A 26,559-nucleotide genomic window follows, 5' to 3' on the forward strand; every position below is an offset into this window, starting at 1 on the left:
GCTCAAAACACCGTTTTGAGGTTGCTGGATAAGACTGACGAAGTCAGTAACATATACCTACGGCAAGGCGACGTTGACGCGGTTTGAAGAGATTTTCGAAGAGTATTATTCGAAAGTATCTCAGTGATTTCCTCATCCATAAGCAAAAAACTTGAAAAAAGTGAATGTTTGCGTTATCATTTTCATATAGAAAGAAAAAGAGGTATTACAGATGGCTATTATCTTACCAGAACTTCCATATGCATACGACGCTTTGGAACCATACATCGATGCGGAAACAATGCACTTGCACCATGACAAACACCATCAAACTTATGTCAACAATGCCAATGCAGCTTTAGAAAAACACCCTGAAATCGGTGAAGACCTTGAAGCCTTGCTTGCTGATGTAGAATCTATCCCAGCTGATATCCGTCAAGCACTTATCAACAATGGTGGCGGACACTTGAACCACGCTCTTTTCTGGGAATTGATGACTCCCGAGAAAACAGCTCCTTCAGCAGAACTGGCAGCAGCAATCGATGCAACATTTGGTTCATTTGAAGAATTCCAAGCAGCCTTCACTGCAGCAGCAACAACTCGTTTTGGTTCAGGTTGGGCATGGTTGGTTGTCAACAAAGAAGGGAAACTTGAAGTGACTTCAACAGCAAACCAAGACACACCAATCTCAGAAGGTAAAAAACCAATCTTGGGCTTGGACGTTTGGGAACATGCTTACTACGTGAAATACCGCAACGTGCGTCCTGACTACATCAAAGCTTTCTTTTCAGTAATCAACTGGAATAAAGTAGATGAATTGTACGCAGCTGCTAAATAATGATAGTTGGAGGGAAGAATTGTTCTTCTCTTTTTTAGGTTATAAGATTCTGGTCTGACAAAATCGTTAGACTTTTTTCATTTTTATGAGAAACGTGCTAACTGCTAGAAATTATGGTAGAATAAAGTATTAAGTAATCGTGAAAAAAGGATATCTATGCGAAAAGAAATTGCACCTGAATTATACAACTATAACAAGTTTCCTGGTCCTGAGTTTCATTTACACGGGGACAAGGTTGAAACGGAAGGGATCGCTTTTTCCTTGGTGGAAAATATCAAGGATGCCTTTGATGTGACGGCTTTTAATCAGCGTTTTTCAGAAGTCTTAACCAAGTTTGATTATATCGTGGGAGACTGGAGCAACGAACAGCTTCGCCTACGAGGTTTTTACAAGGATGACCGAACAGAAGAAAAACTTGAAAAAATCAGTCGTTTACAAGACTACCTATTAGAGTATTGTAGTTATGGTTGTGCCTATTTTGTCTTAGAAAATGAAGCTCCTAAGCGAGCATCATTTGACAAGAAAATGCGTAAGAAGGAAGAAGAACAGCCTTTTAGAAAAGGAAAGAAACCGACTCAAACAAAACGAAAACCGAATGCAGATAAGAAAAATAGACGTCGTCAGAAAGACCAGCATTCTCAGAAAGAGGACAAGGGACAACGTCATTTTGTCATTCGTCAGAAGTGAGTAGAGAATAAGGAGAAGAAATGAAACCCTCAATTTATAGTTTAACACGTCAAACCATGCAGGAATGGGTATTGGAGCAGGGAGAAAAGAAATTCCGTGCAGATCAAATCTGGGAATGGCTCTATTGAAGAAATGACCAACCTTTCCAAGGATTTGATTGCTAAGCTTAATGACCAGTTTGTGGTCAATCCCTTGAAACAAGGTATTGTGCAAGAGTCTGCTGATGGGACAGTTAAATATCTTTTTGAATTGCCAGATGGAATGCTGATTGAGACAGTACTCATACGTCAACACTACGGTTTATCTGTCTGTGTGACCACTCAGGTCGGCTGTAATATCGGTTGTACCTTCTGTGCCTCTGGTTTGATTAAGAAGCAACGTGACCTCAATAACGGTGAAATCGTAGCGCAAATTATGCTGGTTCAGAAATACTTTGATGAGCGTGGTCAGGATGAACGTGTCAGCCATATCGTTGTCATGGGAATCAGTGAGCCCTTTGATAATTACAACAATGTTTTGAATTTCGTTTGTACTATCAATGATGATAAAGGAATGGCTATCGGTGCTCGTCACATCACGGTTTCAACCTCAGGTTTGGCCCATAAAATTCGTGACTTTGCTGATGAAGGGGTTCAGGTCAATCTTGCCGTGTCTCTTCACGCACCCAACAATGAACTTCGTTCAAGTATCATGAAGATTAACCGTGCCTTTCCGATTGAAAAGCTCTTTGCTGCTATTGAGTACTACATTGAGACAACTAATCGTCGTGTAACATTTGAGTATATTATGCTTAATGAAGTCAACGACGGTGTAGAACAAGCCTTGGAATTGGCTGAATTGCTCAAGAACATCAAGAAATTGTCTTATGTAAACTTGATTCCTTACAACCCAGTTAGTGAACATGACCAATATAGCCGTAGTCCCAAAGAGCGCGTGTTGGCTTTCTATGATACGCTTAAGAGAAAAGGGGTCAACTGTGTGGTTCGTCAAGAGCATGGTACAGATAGTGACGCAGCTTGTGGACAATTGCGCTCTAACACAATGAAACGTGACCGCCAGAAGGCAGTCGCAGCGGTAAATCCTTAATGATGAAGAAGACTTATAATCATATTTTGGTCTGGGGAGTCATTTTCTATAGCATTTGCATTGTCTATTTTTGCTTTACTCCTCAAGAACAATCTCCCGTGGGGGTAGAAACTCCAGGTATTCAGCATCTTGGAAGCCTGGTTTTTCTTTTGACTCCTTTAAACTCCCTCTGGAATCTGGGTGAGGTGAGTGATATGGGACAATTATGCTGGATTTTTTTACAAAATATCCTTAATATGTTCTTACTTTTTCCTCTGATGTTCCAACTCCTTTATCTCCTTCCAAACTTGCGGAAAATAAAAAAGGTCCTTCTTTTTAGTTTTCTTGTGAGTCTTGGAATCGAGTGTACGCAATTAATCTTGGACTTTTTCTTTGATTTCAATCGCGTCTTTGAGATTGATGATTTGTGGACCAACACTTTGGGTGGCTATCTGGCTTGGCTCCTTTATAAACGATTACATAAAAACAAGATAAGGAATTAAAATGAGTATTTTAGAAGTTAAAAATCTGAGTCACGGTTTTGGTGACCGTGCAATTTTTGAAGATGTGTCCTTCCGTCTCCTCAAGGGAGAACATATCGGCCTGGTCGGTGCCAATGGTGAAGGAAAATCAACCTTTATGAGTATCGTGACTGGTAAAATGCTGCCAGATGAAGGAAAGGTTGAGTGGTCCAAATATGTGACGGCTGGTTACTTGGATCAACACTCTGTCCTTGCTGAAGGGCAGTCGGTACGTGATGTTCTACGTACAGCTTTTGATGAGCTTTTTAAAGCAGAAGCTCGTATCAATGATCTCTATATGGAAATGGCTGAAGACGGTGTGGATGTTGATGCTCTCATGGAAGAAGTGGGAGAACTCCAAGATCGTCTGGAGAGTCGTGATTTCTACACCTTGGATGCTAAGATTGACGAAGTAGCGCGTGCCCTTGGTGTTATGGACTTTGGCATGGATACAGATGTAACCTCTTTATCAGGTGGACAAAGAACCAAGGTGCTTTTGGCTAAACTCCTCCTTGAAAAGCCTGATATCTTGCTTTTGGACGAGCCGACCAACTACTTGGATGCTGAGCATATTGACTGGCTCAAGCGCTATCTCCAAAACTATGAGAATGCCTTTGTCCTTATTTCACACGATATTCCATTCCTCAATGACGTTATTAATATTGTCTATCATGTGGAAAATCAACAGCTGACGCGTTACTCTGGTGACTACTACCAGTTCCAAGAAGTTTATGCTATGAAGAAATCTCAGCTAGAGGCAGCCTACGAACGTCAGCAGAAAGAGATTGCGGACCTCAAGGACTTCGTGGCTCGAAACAAAGCACGTGTTGCAACACGAAACATGGCTATGTCTCGTCAGAAGAAATTGGATAAGATGGATATTATCGAACTCCAAAGTGAGAAACCAAAACCATCCTTTGATTTCAAACCAGCTCGTACACCAGGGCGCTTTATCTTCCAAGCCAAGGATTTGCAAATTGGTTATGATCGTCCTCTGACTAAGCCTTTAAATCTTACCTTTGAACGCAATCAAAAGGTTGCTATTATAGGGGCAAATGGTATCGGGAAAACAACTCTCTTGAAGTCTCTCTTGGGCATTATTCCGCCAATTGCTGGGGAAGTGGAACGTGGTGACTACCTAGAACTTGGCTACTTTGAGCAGGAAGTAGAAGGTGGCAATCGTCAAACACCACTAGAGGCTGTTTGGAATGCCTTTCCAGCTCTCAACCAAGCAGAAGTTCGTGCAGCCCTTGCCCGTTGTGGTTTGACAACCAAGCATATCGAAAGCCAAATTCAGGTCTTGTCAGGTGGGGAACAAGCCAAGGTTCGTTTCTGTCTCTTGATGAATCGTGAAAACAACGTTTTAGTGTTGGACGAGCCGACCAACCACTTGGATGTGGATGCCAAGGATGAACTTAAACGCGCTCTCAAAGAATATAAGGGATCTATCCTTATGGTCTGCCACGAACCAGACTTCTATGAAGGCTGGATGGACCAAATCTGGGATTTTAATAATCTAACTTAAAAATGAGGATAAAAGAAATACAGTACCGAATGTGGATACTGTATTTTTTGGTTTTTAAGATTTAAAATCGTAGTCTTTCACCACTTCGATGCTGTCGATTGTGATAGCAGTAGTTGGCTTGTCTTTTTCATCTTTTTCGGCTTTAGCAATCTTATCTACAACATCCATACCGTCAATCACTTGACCAAAGACTGGGTGTTTGCCATCTAGACTAGGGTTTCCCCCTTCTTTATAGGCTTCGATGATTTTCTTTGGATACTTGCTTGTAGGGAGTTTAGCAGAGGTATCTGTAGAGTTTTGGTTGATGAAGAACTGGCTGCTATTGGTGTTTGGTTGACCAGTATTAGCCATAGAAAGAGCACCACGGATGTTATAGAGATAAGGAGTAATCTCGTTTTTGAAACCAGTTCCCTTGTCTTTAGTCTTATCCTTGTCATGCCAGATGGACTGACCACCTGTACCGTCTCCCTTTGGATCTCCAGTTTGAACCATGAAGCCATCGATGACACGGTGGAAGGTAATACCGTTATAGTAGCCTTCTTTGGCATGAGTGAGGAAGTTTTCAACCGCTAGAGGAGCGAGTTTAGGGAAGAGTTTAATGCGAATATCACCTTGGTTTGTGTGGAGAATCACCTCGGCTTCATCTTCAGCAACTTCTTTAGATAGTTGTGGGAAATTGGCGTTTTCGTTTGTTAAAGCATCGTTTAACTCCTTGGCAGATTGGGCTGCTACTTTGGAGCTTTCCTCAGCGGCCAAGCTAGAATCTACATAGTCATCACCACGTAAACTACGTTGGATGTTGCTACATCCAGCTAGGGCTACAGTGGACAGTAAAAGAAGGGTTGCTAGTTTTTTCATTCTGATCCTTTCAAAAATTCATTTCTACCATTGTACCCTAAAAGGAAGGGGATTTCAAATGTTAGTAGTTTACAGAACTGGCTTAGATAATAGTTGGGATTTCATCATCATCTTGAAAATCTTCAACTTCTTCCTCAGTAAATGGTTTCTGAAAAGAACTTAGTATAAAACGGGCAATTGGTCCGACAATTAGGAAGTTTAGAGGAAGAGCTGCAATAAAGTTTACGAGCCAGGCGCTTAGATAGGTATTGGGTGTGATAGCAATGCCATTGTAAAAAAGTCCATAGAAGGACATGAAAGTGACCATGAGAACTGCCATTCCTCCAGAAATGGTAATGATTTTCTGCCATCGTTTATGATGGTCCTTGAGGATACGAAAGGCAATTGACTTAACGATTGCTCCCACAGGGATGACATCCAATAAAAAGGCTGTGACAAAGCCAGGGATGTAAGCAAGGGCTAAATAATGTAGTGAAAGTTGACCAACAATAAAAAGATTCCACATGGACATACCGAGTATCATCATGGAACACATAAGTGTTGTAAATAAAAGAGCTTCTTTAAAATTTCTAGGCATTATAGTCTCCAATTCTTTTTGATTATACATCAGTCTATCATAAAAAAATTTTCCTCGTAAGTGAAATAATTAAAATTTTTCAAGAAACTGTTTTCAAAAAAAATCAACCTGTCTTGGTTGATTAAAGATTCTTTTTAGGATGGCGGTCAATGATTGCTTGATGGTCTTTGAGTGTTTGTTCTCCTTTTGGAGTTAGTCTATAACCGCGAATCGAAAAGTGACAAGCTAATTCTTCTTCTGAAAAATGCTCATGAAGGGCTTGGTCCAAATTTGTAGCCTTCATTTTTAGAAAGTCCAGTAACTCCCTTCTTCTTTAGGATATTCTTTTTTATGGTAGCGTATTAGATGGTCAAGTGAGTAAAAAGCAGTTTCAATGGACAGCATAACCTTTTTCTACCAGAGTTTTGAGATGCTTAGGAGCATCAATGCCATAAGAGTACTCAAAGTATTTAGGGAACCAGATCTTAAGAAAGCTCGTAAAGCATCACAATTAGTAAACGTTAATTCGAAAGAATTACTATATTTTAAAAGAGCACATTTTCAAAGGATTTTTTCTTTTGGCTTCAATTCCTAATTAGTCAATGAACTGAATACTAGGTCTCAAAAAGAATTATGCTTCCTCTTTCTGTCTGAGTTCAAAGAGGTCTTCTACTTTCAGATTAAAAACTTGAGCAATTTTAAGAGCCATTTCCAGCGAAGGATTGTAACGGTTATTTTCCAAGTGCAGAATTGTCTCGCGTCGCATGCCGATGCGGTCGGCTAACTCCTGCTGGGTCATGCCTGTGGATTCACGAACAGATTTGAGATTAGTAATAATCTTGCTTTCTTTGGCCATGCTTATCCTCTCCGTTCCAAGATAAGATAGACAACCGCAAAGATGCAAATCAAGGCAGCTATGCTAATAAATATCTGTCCCATGTAAAGAGTGAGAGACCCCATATACCCAATGATAACTGCTAGGATCATCAGTGCGCCTAGTATAAAAACAAACATCAAGCTAGCTGCCTTTGCTAAATTAGCATAAAAGCGTTCGTCCGGAGTTTCCTTGACATTTTTTAAAGAGAAAAAACCAAATAGAATCACTTCAATAACGAGGCCAATTCCCAAAATCCATTCTTTAATACCAGAACTTTCGCTTGGGGTCGCAACCCAAATTCCTACTGTATAAAAAATGCTTGCTGCAAACACAAGTATCGTGTAAAGCTTAGCAGACAAGTCAAAAATAATTTTTCTCTTACCTTTCTGACTCTTATGTAGCCAGCTCGATATAGCTACAATTTGACCTGACACTGAAATACCAGTAATAACTAACTTGGGTTCCCAACTAAGATTAGAACCAAATACAACAATAAAATCAATAAAGAGAGCTACGGCAATCATTGCAATGAGGCCACGCATTTTTTGACTTTTTTTCATGATAGACTCCTTTTTTGTGTTATAAATATATAACACTTAAATTTTATGTTATAAATATATCACATTTAAATTTAGAAAGCAAGAATTTATGTGCCAAGGTGGCAATTATTTGAAAAAATTTTTTAATAAAAGCCCTTGATAGACAAACAACTAAAGAATTCTTTGAAGTAATGCATCGGATTTGGTTTGGATAGTTTCGTTAATAATATTTGATGATAAAGAATTTTTGATGATAAAGAATTTTTGATGATAAAGAATTTTTGAAAAATCTAGATACTGTATGAATCTCTACTTTTTTTCTTAGACTGTATAAAGTCTGTCAGAATAAGCTTTGTAGGTGTAGAAGTTAATTTTTACAGAGGTTAAGTAAGGATTTCAGTACACGTCAATAGATGTCAAAATACTGATTTTAAGCGATTTTTGATTTTTGGAAACTCATTATATAGCACTACAAATCAATAAAAACTCTACCTTTTTTAGATAAATATATCATCTGGATATTGAAGTTAAGCCCTGCTATCATTTCGATGGCAGGGCTTTTTAATATTTGGTACACTAACTTCTTATCTATATTTTGGTGGATTTTAAGTTGACATCTACAAAGTTTAATGTTAGAATACATTCAAAAATATATTTGAATGAGGTGTTTTATGATTCAAAATGTTGTTACTTCAATAATCCTGTATTCTGGGACAGCCGTAGACTTACTTATTATCCTAATGTTATTTTTTGCCAAAAGAAAAAGCAGAAAAGACATCATTAACATCTATTTAGGACAATTTCTAGGCTCTGTTAGTCTAATATTGCTAAGTTTGCTTTTTGCATTTGTCTTAAATTATATTCCTAGTAAAGAGATTTTAGGTTTACTCGGTTTGATTCCAATTTTCCTAGGCCTCAAAGTTTTGCTTTTAGGAGATTCTGATGGAGAAGCTATTGCAAAAGATGGTTTGCGAAAAGACAATAAAAACCTGATTTTTCTAGTCGCTATGATTACTTTTGCAAGTTGTGGCGCTGACAATATTGGTGTCTTTGTCCCATATTTTACCACCTTAAATTTAGCGAATTTGATAGTGACTTTACTTACTTTTCTAGTCATGATTTATCTCTTGGTTTTTTCTGCCCAAAAATTGGCACAAGTCCCTTCTGTTGGAGAAACTTTGGAAAAATATAGCAGATGGTTTATTGCCGTTGTCTATTTAGGATTGGGGATGTATATTCTGATTGAAAACAACAGCTTTGACATGCTAAGGACTGTGTTCGGCTAGGAGAAAAAATTATGAAAAAAGATAGTATTTGCCAAGTGAATATTATAAATCAACAAAATGTTACAACCGCGACGAACTACCTTGAAAAGGAAAAAGTCCAAAAATCACTTCGTATTTTATCAAAGTTTACCGATAATAAACAGATAAATATCATCTTTTATCTCCTTGCTGTTGAAGAACTCTGTGTCTGTGATATAGCCTGTTTACTAAATCTCAGTATGGCATCTGCCTCCCACCATCTTCGTAAACTAGCCAATCAAAACATCTTGGACACTAGAAGAGATGGGAAAATTATATATTATTTTATAAAAGATGAGGAAATCAGAGATTTTTTTAATCAACTAGGATAACAACTATTTTTACTACTTTTCCATGATTATAGGGGGATTGTATATGAAATTTTTTGAAGAAAATTATTCACATGAACTACCTACTCGTATCAAAAATTTAAGAAAAAAACACAATATTACACAAAGCGAACTAAGCAATGCAGGTCAAGTTAGTCAAGTTGAAAAGGAAAAGCAACAAGTTACCACTTCAATATTGCTTTATTTGAATACTCAAACCGACTTAGACTATAAAGAAATTATTTTTGGAGATATTGCCAAGCTTGTTGAAAATATGTTTTACCACTGCTTCGGCTCTATTTTATTTAGAGATTTGGAAACTGTAAATAAAAGAATGAATTCTTTGTCGGATGATGACTTAATTTCTATACAATCTAGCTGTCTTAGACTTTCCAAGACATTCGCAAATTTCAATATTCAAAGAAAAAAATTTTTGATTTCTGATGAAACTGAAAAAATTATCCATAATGGCAAAAAGGTCATTAAAAAATCAAAAAAGATAAATCAATTTCAACAACAATGGACACATACGCCGAGTTAGCACCGCAAAGAAAGTTAGAATCTGTTAATCTTTATATCGATAAGATTGCTGAACTAACGCAATAACTACTCTACTATTTACTCTACCTTTTATTATGTAGCATTCTAAAAACATTGATGTACCAACGTTTCTAACAGCTAAAATAGAAATTATTTAATCTTTTACAGACCTAAACTATTCCCCTATTTAGAATCTATTAATTCATATTTTATAAATTAATTAGTAGATATCTTTTTTAAAATCCTTGATATTTCGCTGTTTTTAGTCTAATTGAAATCTATACTTTCCAAACCAGATCTTAAGAAAGCTCGTAAAGCTAGCCAGTTCTCTAAAGGTTAAGAACTAGCTACAATACAGTATTTACAACACTTTATACTCAATGAAAATCAAAGAGCAAACTAGGAAGCTAGCCGCAGGTTGTTCAAAGAACTGCTTTGAGGTTGTAGATAAGACTGACGAAGTAAGTAACCATACCTACGGCAAGACGACGTTGACGTGGTTTGAAGAGATTTTCAAAGAGTATTATGGTTCACACCATGGGGTGTTTTTTTATGATTTTAAGCAAAATTCACACTTAATTGAAAGTTATTTAAATTAGATGAAAATTTATTTTTTGAAAAAGTGGGAAAACATTGATTCTAAGCGAATTTTGAATCATATTCGAATGGGAGTTTTTAAAATCATGTTTCAGTGGTAAAAGTACCAAACTGGATTCTCCATAGTAAAATGATATCTCCTGCTAGTGAATCATCTGCTAATAAGTTCATATTTCGCTTGGGAACGGGCTTGGGACTTAGGAGCCAAGTATCCAAATCTCGTTCAGGCGATATGAAGGGTTTGACTTGGTGTTCTTTATAAAATTTTTCTAAAATAGTATTCACGGATAGCCTCTTTCAAACATTTATTTCCTACTTCTAACAAATTTCTAAATACTTGAAGAAATTTATAGTCTGTCAAGTTTTTTTCTTGACACATGCCAGAAATCTGCTATAATAGAACATGTGCTAAATAGCTCAGCTATTTCACCGAAATAAAAAATTAAAGAAATGAGACTTTAAAAATGGCAGTTAAAATCCGTTTGACTCGTATGGGTTCTAAGAAAAAACCTTTCTACCGTATCAACGTAGCAGATTCACGTTCACCACGTGACGGACGTTTCATCGAAACAGTTGGAACTTACAACCCACTTGTTGCTGAAAACCAAGTAACTTTGAAAGAAGACCGCGTTCTTGCATGGTTGGCTGATGGAGCTCAACCTTCAGATACAGTTCGCAACATCCTTTCAAAAGAAGGTGTATTGAAGAAATTCCACGATTCTAAATTCTCAAAATAAGTTTAAAGTAGGTTGACAGATGGATACGATTGAAAATCTCATTATTGCGATTGTGAAACCCTTGATTTCACAACCAGATGCCTTAACTATCAAGATTGAAGATACACCAGAGTTTTTGGAATATCATTTGAATCTTGATCAAAGCGATGTGGGTCGTGTAATCGGTCGTAAGGGTCGCACTATTTCTGCGATAAGAACGATTGTCTACTCTGTCCCAACTGAAGACAAAAAAGTAAGAATCGTTATTGACGAAAAATAAGAAGAGCGGGACAAATGTCTCGCTTTTTTGCGAGGAATAGAAGATGAAATATTTAACGTTTAGACAATTACAAGACTAGTTATACTCAATGAAAATCAAAGAGCAAACTAGGAAGCTAGCCGCAGGCTGTACTGGAGTACGGCAAGGTGAAGCTGACGTAGTTTGAAGAGATTTTCGAAGAGTATTACTCGAACATTACCAGTAGTCTCGAACTGAGGAAGGTCTTTTTATCAAGCTAGTGGAGGAAGTCGGAGAAGTAGCCGAGGTTTTGAATAGGCGCTCTGGTCGAAAAGAAGGGATAGGATTCGAACGAGGAACTTGCCAGAGAACTGACTGATATCATTCACTACACCGTCGCAATCGTCGCCATCAACCATATTGACCTTACCAAGACTATCTTTGAGAAAGATAAGACTGCAGCCATTAAGTACTAACATGAACGTGATTTGGAAGGATTTTTGAAGGTGAAGGAGAATTGATGTCCTCTTCCTCCAACTTGAGAAAATCCTTGAAACATGATAAAATAAAGGATAAGGACTTTTAATAATTCATTATATAGAATGAGTGGATTTCTTTATGAAGAGGTTTGAAGTATCTACAGAAATTGGTAGTCTCTCTGTTACTTATCAAAAGCAAAAGAAAGTGCTAATTTGTCTAAACGGAGCAGGTTTGCTACCAAGTTATGAAAATTTTTCACTTATACTCGAAAAACTTCCGTCCACAATTGGTTATTTGACAATTGATTTTCCGAACACAGGTAGAAGTCCGATTCATGACCAAGCTGGAAAAAATCTGGATAATCTTGCAGATGCAGTTTATGAAGTACTTGAAGAATTGGTGATTTCTGAATATATACTTTGTGTACATAGTTTGAGTGGAATTTTAGCTTGCAAATTGCTCAACAAACCAATTAAGTGTCAGGCTTTAGTAGCAATTGAACCGACAACTAAAAACGTCATGTTTGCTGATTTTTCAGAAAATCCTTATCCAGAAATGGAAGAGCAGATGAGGCTGATTGATGAGTGTGGTCCTGAACTTTATTTTAAGAACTTAACTCAAGCAACATTTAGTCCTGAAACGAATAAAGAAATCTGGGAAATAATGCAAGAAAAAGGTTCAGAGTTGGAAAATCAAGATCCAGGATTTCAGATATCTGGAGAGATTACTGAGGAAGATTTTGAGGATGTATCAATACCAGATTGTATCCCTGTATTTGTTTTTTGTCAGCCTTACAGAGAAAAAGAGTACAGAGAATCAGAATATTGGACTTCCAATGCTAGACTCATTTTAGGAGGGAATCACCATTATTTACAATGGTCTGAATCCGAAAAAATTGCGACTATTATTCGAGAATTGTCAGAATAAGATGGAAAGAAGGAGACTACAGGAGACAAGATGAACTACTTTAATGTTGGGAAAATCGTCAATACGCAGGGGTTGCAGGGTGAGATGCGAGTATTGTCTGTGACGGATTTTGCAGAAGAACGGTTTAAAAAAGGATCTGAGCTGGCCTTGTTTGATGAAAAAGATCAGTTTGTCCAAACAGTGATTATCGCTAGTCACCGTAAACAGAAGAACTTTGACATTATTAAATTCAAAGATATGTACCATATCAACGCTATCGAAAAGTATAAGGGATACAGTCTCAAGGTTGCTGAGGAAGATTTGAATGACCTAGACGATGGTGAATTCTACTATCACGAGATTATCGGTTTGGAAGTCTATGAGGGTGATAACTTGATTGGAACCATCAAGGAAATCCTGCAACCAGGTGCTAACGATGTCTGGGTGGTCAAGCGAAAAGGCAAACGTGACTTGCTCTTGCCTTATATTCCACCAGTGGTTCTCAATGTTGATATTCCGAATAACCGTGTCGATGTGGAAATTTTAGAAGGGTTAGATGATGAAGATTGATATTTTAACCCTCTTTCCAGAGATGTTTTCTCCACTGGAGCACTCAATCGTTGGAAAGGCTCGAGAAAAAGGGCTCTTGGATATCCAGTATCATAATTTTCGAGAAAAGGCTGAAAAGGCCCGCCATGTAGACGATGAGCCCTACGGAGGTGGTCAGGGGATGTTGCTCCGAGCCCAACCCATTTTTGATGCCTTTGATGCTATTGAAAAGAAAAATCCGCGCGTTATTCTCCTCGATCCAGCTGGAAAGCAGTTTGATCAGGCTTATGCTGAGGATTTGGCCAAAGAAGAGGAACTGATCTTTATCTGCGGTCACTATGAGGGCTATGACGAGCGCATTAAGACCTTGGTGACAGATGAGATTTCCTTGGGAGACTATGTCCTTACTGGTGGAGAACTGGCGGCCATGACCATGATTGATGCTACGGTACGCCTGATTCCAGAAGTGATTGGCAAGGAGTCTAGCCACAAAGATGATAGTTTTTCTTCTGGGCTTCTCGAATACCCTCAGTACACACGTCCCTATGATTATCGGGGTATGGTTGTACCAGATGTATTGATGAGTGGCCACCATGAAAAGATTCGTCAGTGGCGTCTGTATGAGAGTTTGAAGAAAACCTACGAGCGCAGACCGGATTTGCTTGAACATTATCAACTGACAGCAGAAGAAGAAAAAATGCTGGCAGAAATCAAAGAAAACAAAGAATAAAGGAGATACCTATGCAAGTAATCAAACGTAATGGCGAAATTGCTGAATTTAATCCAGATAAGATTTACCAAGCCATCTTAAAGGCAGCCCAGACTGTCTATGTATTGACAGATGATTTGCGTCAAAACCTTGCACAAGTCACTAAGAAAGTGGTTTTGGATTTGGAAGAGGCCAAGGTGGAACGTGCTACTATTAGCATGATTCAGTCTATGGTTGAACATCGTCTACTGGGTGCAGGTTACATTACCATTGCAGAACACTACATTTCCTATCGTCTGCAACGTGACTTGGAAAGAAGTGGTTATGGAGATCATATCGCAGTTCATTTACATTTTGAACAAATTCGCTAAGAAAAAAGAGTGGGATGAAGCAACTACATCTCACTCTTTCTTAAATCTATTTTTTTGGGCTGTTTGGACAGTTGAAGGGACAAATCGCAGGCGTTGAATATCGCTTATGCGGATAATACGGGTCACATTTTTGGCAAAATTTTTCACGATAATTTGCTGGCCTTGTTGATCGTATTTGATGATATCACCTGTAAAGCTTGTCTCAGACAAGATAAGGTGAACAGCAGTTTGTTTCTGGATAGCCTCTTCAATAGTGGCTGTAAGGGAGTTGCTTTCAGTATGGTCAGGTTGGTCATGTCCATTTAAAAAGTCATGTATTTTATCTAGAACTTGCTGGAATTTATGTCTCATAGTGGCCTCCCTTCTTTTATATCAATATTATATAAAATTTTCCTAAAATCTACAAGATTTTACGAATAATCAGATGAAAGCTAAAAAAGGAGAAGAAAATGGCAGAATTTACATTTGAAATCGAAGAGCACTTGTTGACTCTTTCTGAAAACGAAAAAGGTTGGACTAAGGAAATCAACCGTGTGAGCTTTAATGGAGCCTCTGCGAAGTTTGATATTCGTGCTTGGAGTCCAGACCATACGAAGATGGGCAAAGGAATTACTCTTTCCAATGAAGAATTTCAAACAATGGTGGATGCTTTTAAAGGAAACTAAGTTTTCAAAATAAAAGAAAAGGATACTGAGTTATGACAACTCGATATCCTTTTTTAGTTAGCAAAGTAAGCCTGATTTTTAAGGCGTTGAAGTAGAGGACGACTAATCAAACTAATAGCTAGAAGTTTACCAAGGTCTGGAATGATAAAGGGAATGACCCCCACAACAAGAGCTTTTTCAAATGCCATTCCAGCTAGAAAATGCAAGCTGAGAATCCCTCCGACAAAGACAAGGGCATCACCCAAGAGATTTGCAAGAAAAATATTGACAATTCCGCTCTTGCTGTTGGTTAGAGAGGAAGTAAGTCCAGAGTAAACGAGATAAAACCAAAGATAGCCTGCAGTAGGGCCAACTAAAGCCTGAAAACCAGCTCCACCTCCTGCAAACACAGGAAGACCGATAGCACCTAGAAGAAGATAGAGTCCAACAGAAAGTACAGCCTCTCTCGGTCTAAAGACAGTAGCAATCAAGCCGATTGCAAAGTTTTGCAGAGTGAAGGGAACAGGTCCAACTGGAAGACTGATTTGTGCCAAAACAGCAATGAGAGCAGCCCCAATAGCAGGGATAGCATAAATGTGAGCTTTTTTCAAAATAGTTAACCTCTTTTCTGATGTATAGTAACTATTATACTCATAGAGGAATCATTGTCAACCAATTTTTTAAAACAAGGTAACAAAAACTGTAACGGCCGATTTTGCTTATTGGTTAAGTTGGATAATTTTTTTGTTGATTCGAAAATTGTCTGTATAGATAATCCTATTTTATTAATAAAAAATATACTAGTAAATACTTGACAAAGTAAAAAATAAGTGTTATATTAAAAATGTAAACGGATGCATTTAGATGTGTTCAATTTTAAAAGGAGGGGTAGTTATGAGATATTTTAACGACTCTAGCTACCATAACGGTGATTAAAAACCTAAATATAATCAATTCATATTAAAGTAATATGGAGGGACTAAAAAGAGACTATTATTTAATCTTCATCAAATATTTAAATTCAAGGAGAAGTAAAATGAAAAAAAGAATTAATAAGAAAGCATCTGTTTTTCTAGCTGCAAGTGTTTTCAGTTTTAGCTTTGCTACTGCAGCTAGTGTTGTTAGTGCAACTACAGCACACCCTGCTCCATATCCGATTATTGATGTATGGGAATATGGTGTAAATGATAACTATGGTTATTCGAATTACTTTGTTAAGTCTCCAGATAATATTGGTTCAAAATCTTCAGTAACGAATTTTTGGGGAACAGTTAAAGCTCAGGATAAAAAAGATTATGGATGGGCATATTCAAGTGCAACAAAATCTTGGAACGATGTTCGCTTAAATGCATATTGGGATTATTATAGATTTTAAAAATAATTTATGAAAACAGGAGACCCAATTATAAAATAGGGTCTTTTGTAATATGGTAATTGCTTATGAAATTAAAATTATGTATCATTGGATTCTTCTTTTGTTTGATTGCTACAATTGGTCTGGTCACTATTAGTGATACCGAAATCCCCATACCTTTACCAATTGATGGTGCTTTCTCTATTCAAGGGAAAAGTAATCTTTCTAATAACGAAATATATGAAATGGTTCGTGACTTATCAAAAACGGAAAAGGTTACCATTTACAAGCCAATCGTTCAGAGTTCGGGTCAGTTGAAGTATGTAAATTTTGATGATGTAAATAATGAACAATTAAAGTCAGCACCAATAATAGGGATGTATTATACCCTTGGGAAAATGGATGTAGATAGTTTGAAACCACTTACGATGACGGGGCTGCAAACAGTCTATATGGCTTATCCTTGGTATATAGGAGGAATATTACAATTCACTGGAACTTTAAGAATACTGTTAATGGGTTCCATTTACTTAACTTTATTAGTTGTTTTATTTGTTGTTAGGACGAGGCAGATCAAAGAAGGAGTGATACGACGTTCTTTGGGCTTGCCTGTATACGATCTTAGAAGAGAGTATGTGATTTCTCTTATTTTTGAACTGATTATGATGGCTTTATTGATGATTTCTTACAGTTCTTTTTTGGGAAATGGTTTCTTCACTTATAGTTCTAAGTTATTTTTCTCTCTGCTTTTAACGAATTTTATACTATTTCAAATCATTGATCTCATCACCTTTGTTTTATTTTGGTCGACGATTCAGATTGAAAAGCCCATTGAAATTATCAAAAACAAGGCAAAAAACAAGCTTATTTTTGTCGTATGGCTTGCTATTATTTCGATTATTATCCTTGTCTCAGGAGTTTTTTTACAAGAAACAAAGAGTAGTCAATCTAGTATGAACATACAAATACAGAATTTAGTACCGTGGGACACAGTAAAAGACTGGAGAAGGATTGAGTTCCTTGGAATTGAAAGTAACTCTGCTAAAAATGGAGAAGTTAGTGATTCAGATGGTCAGTATCTACAGATAGTTGCTGCCTTAAAAAACTTAGATTTCTTATATATTGAACGATCTTCGGCATATGTTCCAGATTTTATGAAAACATCTCATGTTTTAGAAGACTTTTCTAAACAATTAGAAAATGACGGAATAACGAATCCAGAAATAAATAAAGAGTTGATTTATATTAATCAAACAGGTGCTAACCTACAAAATAAAGTGAATGGAACAAACTATCATCTTTTAGATAATAAGATAGCAACCATTTATATTCCTGAGAAGTGGAAAGAAAACCAGAAATCTATTGAGAATACAGTTGTAGCAGAACAATTTATTGGAACAAACTATACAAAAGAACAGCTTGCAGTACAAATAATTCCTGATGGTAATAAAATTTTTTATTTCAATGAGGATGCTGATATCGATCATAAAAATAAAGATATTTTACCAATGGCAAGTCTAGCAGATAGCAAAGATAATATAGTTGTTGTGTTAGATACGGACAAAATGATGGAAAATAATAAGTTTTCTTTGGCTAGTAACATACTATATAAATCTCTTTTTAGTCCTGAAGCGGTAAAAAAAATAAATGAGATGACTGTCCCGTTGAATTTCTCAATGAATCCAGTAGATGTTTACCAAATTGTGAAATTAAAGATTCAATCCTTAGAGCACCAAATTTTACTTTCACAAATCTTGCAGAAGATAATTTACAGTATTATCTTTATACTCATTTATCAATATGTCCAACTTTTTATTACTCTAAAACAGAATGAATATGTGAAAAAAATCATTTTGGGTCTGTCAAAAACATATATAGCAATTTCAAGTCTCAAATATTTTATGATGACTATTACAATGGTTATTCTATTTACATTTCTGATGACAGGACAAATAGAGTTGCTATATATTGGAGCGGCTTATCTGCTAGTTTTGATGTTGTCGATCATAATGAGTTTTAGAAAATTATCTGAAAGCTACACTAAAATTTTAAAAGGAGATGAATCATGACAATTGACCTTTTGAACGTTTCAAAAAGTTTCGGCTCAAAGAAGATCTTTACAGACTTAAATTTAATATTTGAATCTGGAAAAAGCTATGCATTGATTGGAGGTTCTGGCTCCGGTAAAAGTACTCTTCTTAATATTATAGGAAGATTAGAAAAAATTGACAGTGGGAATGTTTTAGTTGATAAACAAGATATTTGGAAGATAAAAGAAAGAACTTTTTTTAAAAATACTGTTGGATATGTATTTCAGAATTATTCTTTAATAGATAACAAAACAGTATATGATAATCTGAGCCTTATCACTAAAGACAAAAAAACAATAACTGACGTACTTGAAAAAGTAGGACTGTCAAGTGACTATTTACATCAAAAAATATATGAATTGTCTGGAGGGCAGGCTCAACGTGTAGCTATTGCCAGAATGTTAATGAAACCACGTAAAATTATCTTAGCAGATGAACCTACAGGAGCTTTAGATGGTGAGATTGGAAAAGAAATTATTCGTTTACTATTGAATGAAACAGCTGAAGATAAATATGTCATTATAGCGACACATGATCCAGCTGTCTATAACGAAGTTGATGTGATAATTGACATGAAAGATATAGGGTATAAGGTATGAAAAAGAAAATTTATATTGCTTTGATCTTTGTAACTGGGGTACTCGCCATTTTCTTTTTTGGAAAACAAATGATTACAAAAGAAAATATCAATAAGCCAACGGTAGAGTTAACAATCTATACGCTTTCTTCTAGTGATACAGAAAAATGGAATAAAGTGAGACAAGTAGAAACGGAAGAAGCTATATACTTCATAACTGTGAAAGAAGTATCATCTTCAGAAGAAGTATTTTCAAACATCATTGCAAATGGAGCTGCTACGGGGTTCGGAGTTCGTGAAGAAGAAGTGAAGAAATTCAATAATGGTTTAGGAGACACCATAGAGGACTCTAAGCATAATAAACTAATTGAAATAGAATTTTTTACTTTTTCTGATGATGGCGCGGGATTTGTGGTAGCAAACTTTGACTACGGTAAAGAAGAGTTGAATTCTCAGAAAAAAGATATAAAAGAATTATATAAAAAAATATATGAATCTTTTAAAGAAAAGAATAAATGATTGTATTATAATCCTTGTATTTTGCTATGGTTTGTTAATTGATTTTTGCATATCTTACTTCAACATACTATAAAATAAAACATAAGAAAACGAGTATCTCCAACTACGGAAATACTCGCTTTTTGATATTTAGAAGTGTTTTTTGCTTTGCTTCTTTTGTTTCGATTAACGCATGGTTACAAATTCTTCAGATGCAGTTGGGTGAATTGCCACAGTTGCATCAAAGTCAGCCTTGGTTGCTCCCATTTTGATAGCAACGGCAAATCCCTGAATCATTTCATCAACGCCGTAGCCAATTCCATGAAGTCCGACAACTTTTTCTTCTGAACCAGCTGTTATGAGTTTGAAACGGGATTCTTGACGGTTGCGAGTGCAAGCAGAGTACATAGATGCAAAGCTTGATTTATAAACCTTGATTTGGTCTTGACCGTATTCTTTAATAGCTTGCTCTTCTGTCAAACCAACAGTTCCGATAGCAGGGTGTGAAAAGACAACAGTTGGAATAGTTGAGTAATCCATTTTTGCAGTAGTTTTTCCGTTAAAGAGACGTTCAGATAAAGTACGTCCAGCCTTGATAGCAACTGGAGTCAGTTCTTTTTCACCTGTTACATCACCTAGAGCATAGATTCCCTCAACAACAGTATTTTGGTATTCATCCACTTGGATAAAGCCACGTTCGTTCAGAGTGACTCCAGCTTTTTCAAGTTGCAATCCCTTAACGTTTGGACGGCGGCCTGTAGCCCAGATAACTTGGCTAGCTGTGTGACTAGTACCATCTTCGAAATGAATGGTAATGCCTTCAGCAGTTTTTTCTAACTTGGCAGGGACTTTGTGAGTGTGAAGTGGTAAGTTTGTTCTTTCCATTTCCTTGACCAAACCTTCAACGATGTAGGAATCAAAACCACGTAAAGGACGATCGCGGCGAACAAAGAGATCTGTCTTGACACCAAAAGTGTGGAGTACGCCAGCTAATTCAACGGCGATATAACCAGCGCCTAGAATGGCAATTGACTCTGGAAGTTCTTCCCAGGCAAATACATCATCAGAAGAGCCACCTAGCTCAGCACCAGGAATATTAGGAATACTTGGATGGGCACCTGTAGCAATCACGATATGTTTAGCACGAATCAGTTCACCATTTACGCTGACAGTATGAGAATCTACAAATTCAGCATGACCTTCGATCAGCTCTACGCCGTTGCGTTTAAAACTGCCATCATAAGAAGAACGAGCGCGATCGATGTAAGCTTCACGATTGCGACGTAGGGTAGCAAAGTCAAAGTTAGGATCAGTAGTCTTAAAGCCGTAGTCTTCTCCAAATTGATGGAAAGTCTCAGCGATTTGCGCCCCGTACCACATGATTTTTTTAGGAACGCAGCCGACATTGACACAGGTTCCACCTAGTTTCTTTTCTTCAATAACGGCCGCTTTGGCTCCATGTTCACCAGCACGGTTCATGGTGGCAATTCCTCCGCTACCTCCACCGATAGCGATGATATCGTATTCTCTCATTGAAAACTCCTTTGTACTCTTTTAAATAGTCGAGTGTCATTTTTTGATAGTCATATTCTATCTTTTTTTTGATTTGATTGCAAAAATCTGCTACGCACAAAAAATTGCAAAAAAGCTTGCCAAATAAGTCAAGATAGTGTATCATATAACTAGTACAATAGAAAAGGAGGATTTCCGAACGATTGTTTAATCCTGAACTGTCATTATTTCCATCTGAACTGCATTGTTTGCTGGAGGGAAATTTGGTATAATAGCAAAGTATTGTAAAAAAGAAAAGGAGTTTCATTATGAAGAAAAAGAATGGTAAAGCTAAAAAGTGGCAACTGTATGCAGCCATCGGTGCTGCGAGTGTAGTTGTATTGGGTGCCGGGGGGATTTTACTCTTTAGACAACCCTCGCAAACCGCTGTAAAAGATGAACCTACTCATCTTGTTGTTGCCAAGGAAGGAAGCGTGGCATCCTCTGTTTTATTATCAGGAACAGTAACGGCAAAAAATGAACAATACGTTTATTTTGATGCTAGCAAGGGAGATTTAGACGAAATCCTTGTTTCTGTGGGGGATAAGGTCAGCGAAGGGCAGGCTTTAGTCAAGTACAGTAGTTCAGAAGCCCAGGCGGCCTATGATTCAGCGAGTCGAGCAGTTGCGAAGGCAGACCGTCATATCAACGAACTCAACCAAGCACGAAATGAAGCTGCTTCAGCTCCCCAGTTACCTGCACCAGCAGGAGGAGAAGATGTAACGGTGCAAAGTCCAACTCCAGTTGCTGGAAATTCTGTTGCTTCTATTGACGCTCAATTGGGTGATGCCCGTGATGCGCGTGCAGATGCTGCAGCGCAATTAAGCAAGGCTCAAAGTCAATTGGATGCAACAACTGTTCTCAGTACCCTAGAGGGAACTGTAGTCGAAGTCAATAGCAATGTTTCTAAATCTCCAACAGGGGCGAGTCAAGTTATGGTTCATATTGTCAGCAATGAAAATTTACAAGTCAAGGGAGAATTGTCTGAGTACAATCTAGCCAACCTTTCTGTAGGTCAAGAAGTAAGCTTTACTTCTAAAGTATATCCTGATAAAAAATGGACTGGGAAATTAAGCTATATTTCTGACTATCCTAAAAACAATGGTGAAGCAGCTAGTCCAGCAGCTGGGGCTAATACAGGTTCTAAATACCCTTATACTATTGATGTGACAGGCGAAGTTGGTGATTTGAAACAAGGTTTTTCTGTCAACATTGAGGTTAAAAGCAAAACCAAGGCTATTCTTGTTCCTGTCAGCAGTCTAGTAATGGATGATAGTAAAAATTATGTCTGGATTGTGGATGAACAACAAAAGGCTAAAAAAGTTGAGGTTTCATTGGGAAATGCTGACGCAGAAAATCAAGAAATCACTTCTGGTTTGACAAATGGCGCTAAGGTCATCAGTAATCCAACATCTTCCTTGGAAGAAGGAAAAGAGGTGAAGGCTGATGAAGCAACTAATTAGTCTAAAAAATATCTGCAGAAGCTATCGCAATGGTGACCAAGAACTGCAGGTTCTCAAAAACATCAATCTAGAAGTGAATGAGGGTGAATTTGTTGCCATCATGGGACCATCTGGTTCTGGGAAGTCCACTCTGATGAATACGATTGGCATGTTGGATACACCAACCAGTGGAGAGTATTATCTTGAAGGCCAAGAAGTGGCTGGACTGGGTGAAAAACAATTAGCCAAGGTTCGTAACCAACAAATCGGTTTTGTCTTTCAGCAGTTCTTTCTTCTATCGAAGCTCAATGCTCTGCAAAATGTAGAATTGCCCTTGATTTACGCAGGAGTTTCGTCTTCAAAACGGCGCAAGTTGGCTGAGGAGTATTTAGACAAGGTTGAATTGACAGAACGTAGTCACCATTTGCCTTCGGAATTATCTGGTGGTCAAAAGCAACGTGTGGCTATTGCTCGTGCCTTGGTAAACAATCCTTCTATTATCCTAGCGGACGAACCGACAGGAGCCTTGGATACCAAAACAGGGAATCAAATTATGCAACTATTGGTTGACTTGAACAAAGAAGGAAAAACCATTATCATGGTAACGCATGAGCCTGAGATTGCTGCCTATGCTAAACGTCAGATTATCATTCGAGATGGAGTCATTTCATCTGACAGTGCTCAGTTAGGAAAGGAGGAAAACTAAGATGCAGAATCTGAAATTTGCCTTTTCATCTATCATGGCTCACAAGATGCGTTCTTTGCTTACCATGATTGGGATTATTATCGGTGTTTCATCAGTTGTTGTGATTATGGCTTTGGGAGATTCCCTATCTCGTCAAGTTAATAAAGATATGACCAAATCTCAGAAAAATATTAGCGTCTTCTTCTCTCCTAAAAAAAGTAAAGATGGGTCTTTTACTCAGAAACAATCAGCTTTTACGGTTTCTGGAAAGGAAGAGGAAATTCCTGTTGAACCGCCAAAACCGCAAGAATCCTGGGTCCAAGAGGCAGCCAAACTCAAGGGAGTGGATAGTTACTATGTAACCAATTCAACGAATGCCATCTTGACCTATCAAGATAAAAAGGTTGAGAATGCTAATTTGACAGGTGGAAACAGAACTTACATGGACGCTGTTAAGAATGAAATTATTGCAGGTCGTAGTCTGAGAGAGCAAGATTTCAAAGAGTTTGCAAGTGTCATTTTGCTAGATGAGGAATTGTCCATTAGTTTATTTGAATCTCCTCAAGAGGCTATTAACAAGGTTGTAGAAGTCAATGATTTTAGTTACCGGGTCATTGGTGTTTATACTAGTCCGGAGGCTAAAAAGTCAAAAATATATGGGTTTGGTGGCTTGCCTATTACTACCAATATCTCCCTTGCTGCGAATTTTAATGTAGATGAAATAGCTAGTATTGTTTTTCGAGTGAATGATACCAGTTTAACCCCAACTCTGGGTCCAGAACTGGCACGAAAAATGACAGAACTTGCAGGCTTACAACAGGGAGAATACCAGGTGGCAGATGAGTCCGTTGTATTTGCAGAAATTCAACAATCGTTTAGTTTTATGACGACGATTATTAGTTCCATCGCAGGGATTTCTCTCTTTGTTGGAGGAACTGGTGTCATGAACATCATGCTGGTTTCGGTGACAGAGCGCACTCGTGAGATTGGTCTTCGTAAGGCTTTGGGCGCAACACGTGCCAATATTTTAATTCAGTTTTTGATTGAATCCATGATTTTGACCTTGTTAGGTGGCTTAATTGGCTTGACAATTGCAAGTGGTTTAACTGCCTTAGCAGGTTTGTTACTGCAAGGTTTAATAGAAGGTATAGAAGTTGGAGTATCAATCCCAGTTGCCCTATTTAGTCTTGCAGTTTCGGCTAGTGTGGGTATGATTTTTGGGGTCTTGCCAGCCAACAAGGCATCGAAACTTGATCCAATTGAAGCCCTTCGTTATGAATAAGATCAACAAGATGGACACTCGTCTATCTTGTTTTTGTATGGATTTCCCTATCGAAAATCCTTAAAAATGTGATATAATGAAGTGTTAGAAAAACAGGTTTCATTTGCCTGGAAAGGAAAAATTATGTCTGAAAAGAATTTTTATATTACAACGCCGATTTACTATCCATCTGGAAAACTGCATATCGGTTCTGCCTACACAACCATTGCTTGTGATGTCCTAGCACGTTACAAACGCCTGATGGGCTACGATGTCTTTTATTTGACAGGTCTTGATGAACATGGTCAGAAGATCCAGCAGAAAGCTGAAGAAGCTGGCATTACACCACAAGCCTATGTTGATGGGATGGCAGTTGGAGTCAAAGAACTCTGGAAATTACTAGATATCTCATACGATAAATTTATCCGTACAACTGATGACTACCATGAAAAAGTTGTCGCACAGGTCTTTGAACGCTTACTTGCTCAAGATGATATCTACTTGGGTGAATACTCTGGTTGGTATTCAGTATCAGACGAAGAATTCTTTACAGAAAGCCAACTGGCAGAAGTTTTCCGTGATGAAGCTGGAAATGTGACTGGTGGTATTGCTCCATCAGGTCACGAGGTTGAATGGGTATCCGAAGAATCATACTTCCTTCGCCTTAGCAAATACCAAGATCGTTTGGTCGAATTTTTCAAGTCTCATCCTGAATTTATCACTCCAGATGGTCGTCTGAATGAAATGCTTCGCAACTTCATCGAGCCAGGTTTAGAGGATTTGGCAGTTTCTCGTACAACCTTTACCTGGGGTGTCCCAGTCCCATCAAATCCTAAGCACGTTGTCTATGTTTGGATTGATGCCCTTCTTAACTATGCGACAGCTCTTGGCTACGGTCAAGACGAACATGGTAACTTTGACAAGTTCTGGAATGGAACAGTCTTCCATATGGTAGGAAAAGACATCCTTCGCTTCCACTCTATCTACTGGCCAATCCTTCTTATGATGTTGGATGTTAAATTACCTGATCGTTTGATTGCCCATGGTTGGTTTGTCATGAAAGACGGAAAAATGTCTAAGTCTAAAGGAAATGTCGTTTACCCTGAAATGTTGGTAGAGCGTTATGGGCTTGACCCACTTCGTTACTACCTCATGCGTAGCCTTCCAGTTGGTTCAGACGGAACCTTCACTCCTGAAGACTATGTCGGCCGTATCAACTATGAATTGGCCAATGACCTTGGGAACCTCCTTAACCGTACGGTCTCTATGATTAACAAGTACTTTGATGGGCAAATTCCAGCCTATGTAGAGGGTGTAACAGAGTTTGACAATGCTCTTGCTGAGGTTGCAGAGCAATCAATCGCCGACTACCATACACACATGGAAGCAGTTGACTATCCACGTGCACTTGAAGCAGTCTGGATCCTTATCTCTCGTACTAACAAATACATCGACGAGACAGCTCCATGGGTCTTGGCTAAGGATGAAGCACTCCGCGATCAATTGGCAAGTGTTATGAGCCACTTGGCAGCCAGCCTTCGTGTTGTAGCTCACTTGATTGAGCCATTTATGATGGAAACCAGTCGTGCAGTCTTGACTCAACTTGGCTTGGAAGAAGTAGCGAGCCTTGAAAACTTGAGCTTGGCTGACTTCCCGGCAGATGAGACTGTAGTTGCCAAAGGAACACCAATCTTCCCACGTTTGGATATGGAAGAAGAAATCGCCTATATCAAGGAACAAATGGAAGGTAACAAGCCAGCTGTCGAAAAAGAATGGAATCCAGACGAAGTCGAACTCAAACTAAACAAGGATGAAATCAAGTTTGAAGACTTTGATAAGGTCGAAATCCGTGTCGCAGAAGTCAAAGAAGTGTCTAAAGTAGAAGGTTCTGATAAGTTGCTCCAATTCCGCTTGGATGCTGGTGATGGTGAAGATCGTCAAATCCTCTCAGGAATTGCAAAATACTATCCAAATGAACAAGAATTGATCGGCAAGAAAGTTCAAATCGTTGCCAATCTCAAACCACGTAAAATGATGAAGAAATATGTCAGCCAAGGGATGATCCTATCAGCTGAACATGATGGAAAATTAACCCTTCTCACAGTTGATCCAGCTGTACCAAACGGAAGTGTGATTGGGTAAAAATAGACAGGACTAGTTCATACTAGTTCTGTTTTTTATTATGGCTTCAAGCCAGTTTTTCTCGTAGAGAAAAACAAGAAAACCACCAGCTATGCTGGTGGCTGACAAGGCCTCTAGCTTCCATTTATTTT

At 37.9% G+C, this 26,559-nt stretch carries 31 protein-coding genes and 3 pseudogenes; 24 read left to right on the forward strand and 10 right to left on the reverse strand.

The features are described from left to right. The first annotated feature begins 211 nt into the window (after nucleotides 1-211). The 5 genes and pseudogenes from sodA (at nucleotide 212) to HT691_RS10195 (ending at nucleotide 4,615) form a co-directional block, all read left to right on the forward strand. A complete protein-coding gene (sodA, locus tag HT691_RS10175; RefSeq protein ID WP_000974746.1) occupies nucleotides 212-817 on the forward strand; it encodes a superoxide dismutase SodA in 606 nt (201 codons plus the stop codon). A gap of 156 nt (nucleotides 818-973) precedes the next feature. Next, nucleotides 974-1,504: a YutD family protein gene (locus HT691_RS10180; RefSeq protein WP_001224342.1), complete on the forward strand. Its 531-nt coding sequence runs from the start codon at nucleotides 974-976 to the stop codon at nucleotides 1,502-1,504. Nucleotides 1,505-1,524: 20 nt separating this feature from the next. Next, a pseudogene (gene rlmN / locus HT691_RS10185) lies at nucleotides 1,525-2,590 on the forward strand (23S rRNA (adenine(2503)-C(2))-methyltransferase RlmN). Continuing rightward, nucleotides 2,590-3,072, forward strand: a complete 483-nt coding sequence (locus tag HT691_RS10190) for a VanZ family protein (RefSeq protein ID WP_000976713.1) — start codon at nucleotides 2,590-2,592, stop codon at nucleotides 3,070-3,072. Before rlmN ends, HT691_RS10190 begins: the two are co-directional and overlap by 1 nt. Nucleotide 3,073: 1 nt before the next feature. After that, the gene (locus HT691_RS10195; protein WP_050261896.1) at nucleotides 3,074-4,615 is read left to right on the forward strand and encodes an ABC-F family ATP-binding cassette domain-containing protein; all 1,542 of its coding nucleotides are present in this window, start codon (nucleotides 3,074-3,076) and stop codon (nucleotides 4,613-4,615) included. A 54-nt stretch (nucleotides 4,616-4,669) separates the two neighbouring features. Here HT691_RS10195 and HT691_RS10200 read toward each other — a convergent pair whose 3' ends face one another. From HT691_RS10200 to HT691_RS11435, 6 genes are all read right to left on the reverse strand, one after another. After that, complete coding sequence (locus tag HT691_RS10200) at nucleotides 4,670-5,473, reverse strand: peptidylprolyl isomerase (protein WP_050261895.1); 804 nt, start codon at nucleotides 5,471-5,473, stop codon at nucleotides 4,670-4,672. A gap of 82 nt (nucleotides 5,474-5,555) precedes the next feature. Then, nucleotides 5,556-5,768: a hypothetical protein gene (locus HT691_RS10205; RefSeq protein WP_031222800.1), complete on the reverse strand. Its 213-nt coding sequence runs from the start codon at nucleotides 5,766-5,768 to the stop codon at nucleotides 5,556-5,558. 403 nt (nucleotides 5,769-6,171) lie between these two features. Next, nucleotides 6,172-6,333, reverse strand: coding sequence for a hypothetical protein (locus HT691_RS10210; RefSeq protein WP_101514409.1), 162 nt, complete (start codon nucleotides 6,331-6,333; stop codon nucleotides 6,172-6,174). A 327-nt stretch (nucleotides 6,334-6,660) separates the two neighbouring features. Beyond that, nucleotides 6,661-6,885, reverse strand: a complete 225-nt coding sequence (locus HT691_RS10215; RefSeq protein WP_001041099.1) for a helix-turn-helix transcriptional regulator — start codon at nucleotides 6,883-6,885, stop codon at nucleotides 6,661-6,663. Between the two features lie 2 nt (nucleotides 6,886-6,887). After that, nucleotides 6,888-7,466, reverse strand: a complete 579-nt coding sequence (locus tag HT691_RS10220; RefSeq protein WP_050261894.1) for a hypothetical protein — start codon at nucleotides 7,464-7,466, stop codon at nucleotides 6,888-6,890. 448 nt (nucleotides 7,467-7,914) lie between these two features. Then, entirely contained in the window at nucleotides 7,915-8,088 is a 174-nt protein-coding gene (locus HT691_RS11435; protein WP_078374329.1) for a FanG protein, read from the reverse strand. 28 nt (nucleotides 8,089-8,116) lie between these two features. On the opposite strand from HT691_RS11435, the gene HT691_RS10225 reads away from it, so the two are divergent. From HT691_RS10225 to HT691_RS10235, 3 genes and pseudogenes are all read left to right on the forward strand, one after another. After that, complete coding sequence (locus HT691_RS10225; protein WP_000615748.1) at nucleotides 8,117-8,731, forward strand: CadD family cadmium resistance transporter; 615 nt, start codon at nucleotides 8,117-8,119, stop codon at nucleotides 8,729-8,731. A gap of 11 nt (nucleotides 8,732-8,742) precedes the next feature. After that, nucleotides 8,743-9,081, forward strand: a complete 339-nt coding sequence (gene cadX / locus HT691_RS10230) for a Cd(II)/Zn(II)-sensing metalloregulatory transcriptional regulator CadX (RefSeq protein ID WP_000711082.1) — start codon at nucleotides 8,743-8,745, stop codon at nucleotides 9,079-9,081. A gap of 43 nt (nucleotides 9,082-9,124) precedes the next feature. Next, nucleotides 9,125-9,532 (forward strand): annotated as a pseudogene (locus tag HT691_RS10235) (helix-turn-helix transcriptional regulator); the annotation flags it as partial. Between the two features lie 767 nt (nucleotides 9,533-10,299). Here HT691_RS10235 and HT691_RS10245 read toward each other — a convergent pair. After that, complete coding sequence (locus HT691_RS10245; RefSeq protein ID WP_001092276.1) at nucleotides 10,300-10,500, reverse strand: hypothetical protein; 201 nt, start codon at nucleotides 10,498-10,500, stop codon at nucleotides 10,300-10,302. A 179-nt stretch (nucleotides 10,501-10,679) separates the two neighbouring features. On the opposite strand from HT691_RS10245, the gene rpsP reads away from it, so the two are divergent. The 7 genes and pseudogenes from rpsP (at nucleotide 10,680) to HT691_RS10280 (ending at nucleotide 14,184) form a co-directional block, all read left to right on the forward strand. Beyond that, a complete protein-coding gene (gene rpsP / locus HT691_RS10250) occupies nucleotides 10,680-10,952 on the forward strand; it encodes a 30S ribosomal protein S16 (RefSeq protein ID WP_000268760.1) in 273 nt (90 codons plus the stop codon). A 19-nt stretch (nucleotides 10,953-10,971) separates the two neighbouring features. Then, nucleotides 10,972-11,211 carry an RNA-binding protein KphA gene (gene kphA, locus HT691_RS10255; protein WP_000379620.1) on the forward strand — a complete coding sequence of 80 codons (240 nt, stop codon included), beginning with the start codon at nucleotides 10,972-10,974 and terminating at the stop codon, nucleotides 11,209-11,211. Between the two features lie 184 nt (nucleotides 11,212-11,395). Next, a pseudogene (locus HT691_RS11440) lies at nucleotides 11,396-11,645 on the forward strand (MazG nucleotide pyrophosphohydrolase domain-containing protein); the annotation flags it as partial. A gap of 142 nt (nucleotides 11,646-11,787) precedes the next feature. Next, nucleotides 11,788-12,576 carry an alpha/beta hydrolase gene (locus HT691_RS10265; RefSeq protein ID WP_000819188.1) on the forward strand — a complete coding sequence of 263 codons (789 nt, stop codon included), beginning with the start codon at nucleotides 11,788-11,790 and terminating at the stop codon, nucleotides 12,574-12,576. Nucleotides 12,577-12,606: 30 nt separating this feature from the next. Then, nucleotides 12,607-13,125 carry a ribosome maturation factor RimM gene (rimM, locus tag HT691_RS10270; protein WP_023933582.1) on the forward strand — a complete coding sequence of 173 codons (519 nt, stop codon included), beginning with the start codon at nucleotides 12,607-12,609 and terminating at the stop codon, nucleotides 13,123-13,125. After that, nucleotides 13,115-13,834: a tRNA (guanosine(37)-N1)-methyltransferase TrmD gene (gene trmD, locus HT691_RS10275; RefSeq protein ID WP_166727479.1), complete on the forward strand. Its 720-nt coding sequence runs from the start codon at nucleotides 13,115-13,117 to the stop codon at nucleotides 13,832-13,834. Before rimM ends, trmD begins: the two co-directional genes overlap by 11 nt. 11 nt (nucleotides 13,835-13,845) lie before the next feature. Then, nucleotides 13,846-14,184 carry an ATP cone domain-containing protein gene (locus HT691_RS10280; protein ID WP_001196047.1) on the forward strand — a complete coding sequence of 113 codons (339 nt, stop codon included), beginning with the start codon at nucleotides 13,846-13,848 and terminating at the stop codon, nucleotides 14,182-14,184. A gap of 30 nt (nucleotides 14,185-14,214) precedes the next feature. On the opposite strand, the gene HT691_RS10285 is transcribed toward HT691_RS10280, so the two are convergent. Further along, entirely contained in the window at nucleotides 14,215-14,535 is a 321-nt protein-coding gene (locus HT691_RS10285) for a hypothetical protein (RefSeq protein WP_001216094.1), read from the reverse strand. A gap of 98 nt (nucleotides 14,536-14,633) precedes the next feature. On the opposite strand from HT691_RS10285, the gene HT691_RS10290 reads away from it, so the two are divergent. Beyond that, nucleotides 14,634-14,849 carry a YdbC family protein gene (locus tag HT691_RS10290; protein ID WP_000807430.1) on the forward strand — a complete coding sequence of 72 codons (216 nt, stop codon included), beginning with the start codon at nucleotides 14,634-14,636 and terminating at the stop codon, nucleotides 14,847-14,849. Between the two features lie 53 nt (nucleotides 14,850-14,902). Here HT691_RS10290 and HT691_RS10295 read toward each other — a convergent pair whose 3' ends face one another. After that, nucleotides 14,903-15,439, reverse strand: coding sequence for a biotin transporter BioY (locus HT691_RS10295; RefSeq protein ID WP_023933578.1), 537 nt, complete (start codon nucleotides 15,437-15,439; stop codon nucleotides 14,903-14,905). A 425-nt stretch (nucleotides 15,440-15,864) separates the two neighbouring features. On the opposite strand from HT691_RS10295, the gene HT691_RS10300 reads away from it, so the two are divergent. From HT691_RS10300 to HT691_RS10315, 4 genes are all read left to right on the forward strand, one after another. After that, nucleotides 15,865-16,203 (forward strand): hypothetical protein, encoded by a 339-nt coding sequence (locus HT691_RS10300; RefSeq protein WP_000746103.1) that lies wholly within the window; start codon nucleotides 15,865-15,867, stop codon nucleotides 16,201-16,203. A gap of 65 nt (nucleotides 16,204-16,268) precedes the next feature. Continuing rightward, on the forward strand, nucleotides 16,269-18,251 hold the full coding sequence (locus tag HT691_RS10305; protein ID WP_172925363.1) for an ABC transporter permease: 1,983 nt from the start codon (nucleotides 16,269-16,271) through the stop codon (nucleotides 18,249-18,251). Further along, nucleotides 18,248-18,871: an ATP-binding cassette domain-containing protein gene (locus HT691_RS10310; RefSeq protein ID WP_000151029.1), complete on the forward strand. Its 624-nt coding sequence runs from the start codon at nucleotides 18,248-18,250 to the stop codon at nucleotides 18,869-18,871. Before HT691_RS10305 ends, HT691_RS10310 begins: the two co-directional genes overlap by 4 nt. Next, nucleotides 18,868-19,368, forward strand: a complete 501-nt coding sequence (locus HT691_RS10315; protein ID WP_000727307.1) for a hypothetical protein — start codon at nucleotides 18,868-18,870, stop codon at nucleotides 19,366-19,368. The genes HT691_RS10310 and HT691_RS10315 overlap by 4 nt, the downstream gene beginning before the upstream one ends. 165 nt (nucleotides 19,369-19,533) lie before the next feature. Here HT691_RS10315 and gor read toward each other — a convergent pair whose 3' ends face one another. Continuing rightward, nucleotides 19,534-20,880: a glutathione-disulfide reductase gene (gene gor / locus HT691_RS10320; RefSeq protein ID WP_023933574.1), complete on the reverse strand. Its 1,347-nt coding sequence runs from the start codon at nucleotides 20,878-20,880 to the stop codon at nucleotides 19,534-19,536. Between the two features lie 287 nt (nucleotides 20,881-21,167). On the opposite strand from gor, the gene HT691_RS10325 reads away from it, so the two are divergent. From HT691_RS10325 to metG, 4 genes are all read left to right on the forward strand, one after another. Then, entirely contained in the window at nucleotides 21,168-22,361 is a 1,194-nt protein-coding gene (locus tag HT691_RS10325) for an efflux RND transporter periplasmic adaptor subunit (protein ID WP_023935835.1), read from the forward strand. After that, entirely contained in the window at nucleotides 22,345-23,046 is a 702-nt protein-coding gene (locus HT691_RS10330) for an ABC transporter ATP-binding protein (protein WP_000811473.1), read from the forward strand. Before HT691_RS10325 ends, HT691_RS10330 begins: the two co-directional genes overlap by 17 nt. Before the next feature lies 1 nt (nucleotide 23,047). After that, nucleotides 23,048-24,307, forward strand: coding sequence for an ABC transporter permease (locus HT691_RS10335; RefSeq protein ID WP_101514546.1), 1,260 nt, complete (start codon nucleotides 23,048-23,050; stop codon nucleotides 24,305-24,307). Nucleotides 24,308-24,430: 123 nt separating this feature from the next. Further along, a complete protein-coding gene (gene metG / locus HT691_RS10340; RefSeq protein WP_101514547.1) occupies nucleotides 24,431-26,428 on the forward strand; it encodes a methionine--tRNA ligase in 1,998 nt (665 codons plus the stop codon). Nucleotides 26,429-26,559 lie beyond the last annotated feature (131 nt).

Source organism: Streptococcus sp. 477, assembly GCF_013277295.1.
Classification (GTDB): domain Bacteria; phylum Bacillota; class Bacilli; order Lactobacillales; family Streptococcaceae; genus Streptococcus; species Streptococcus pseudopneumoniae.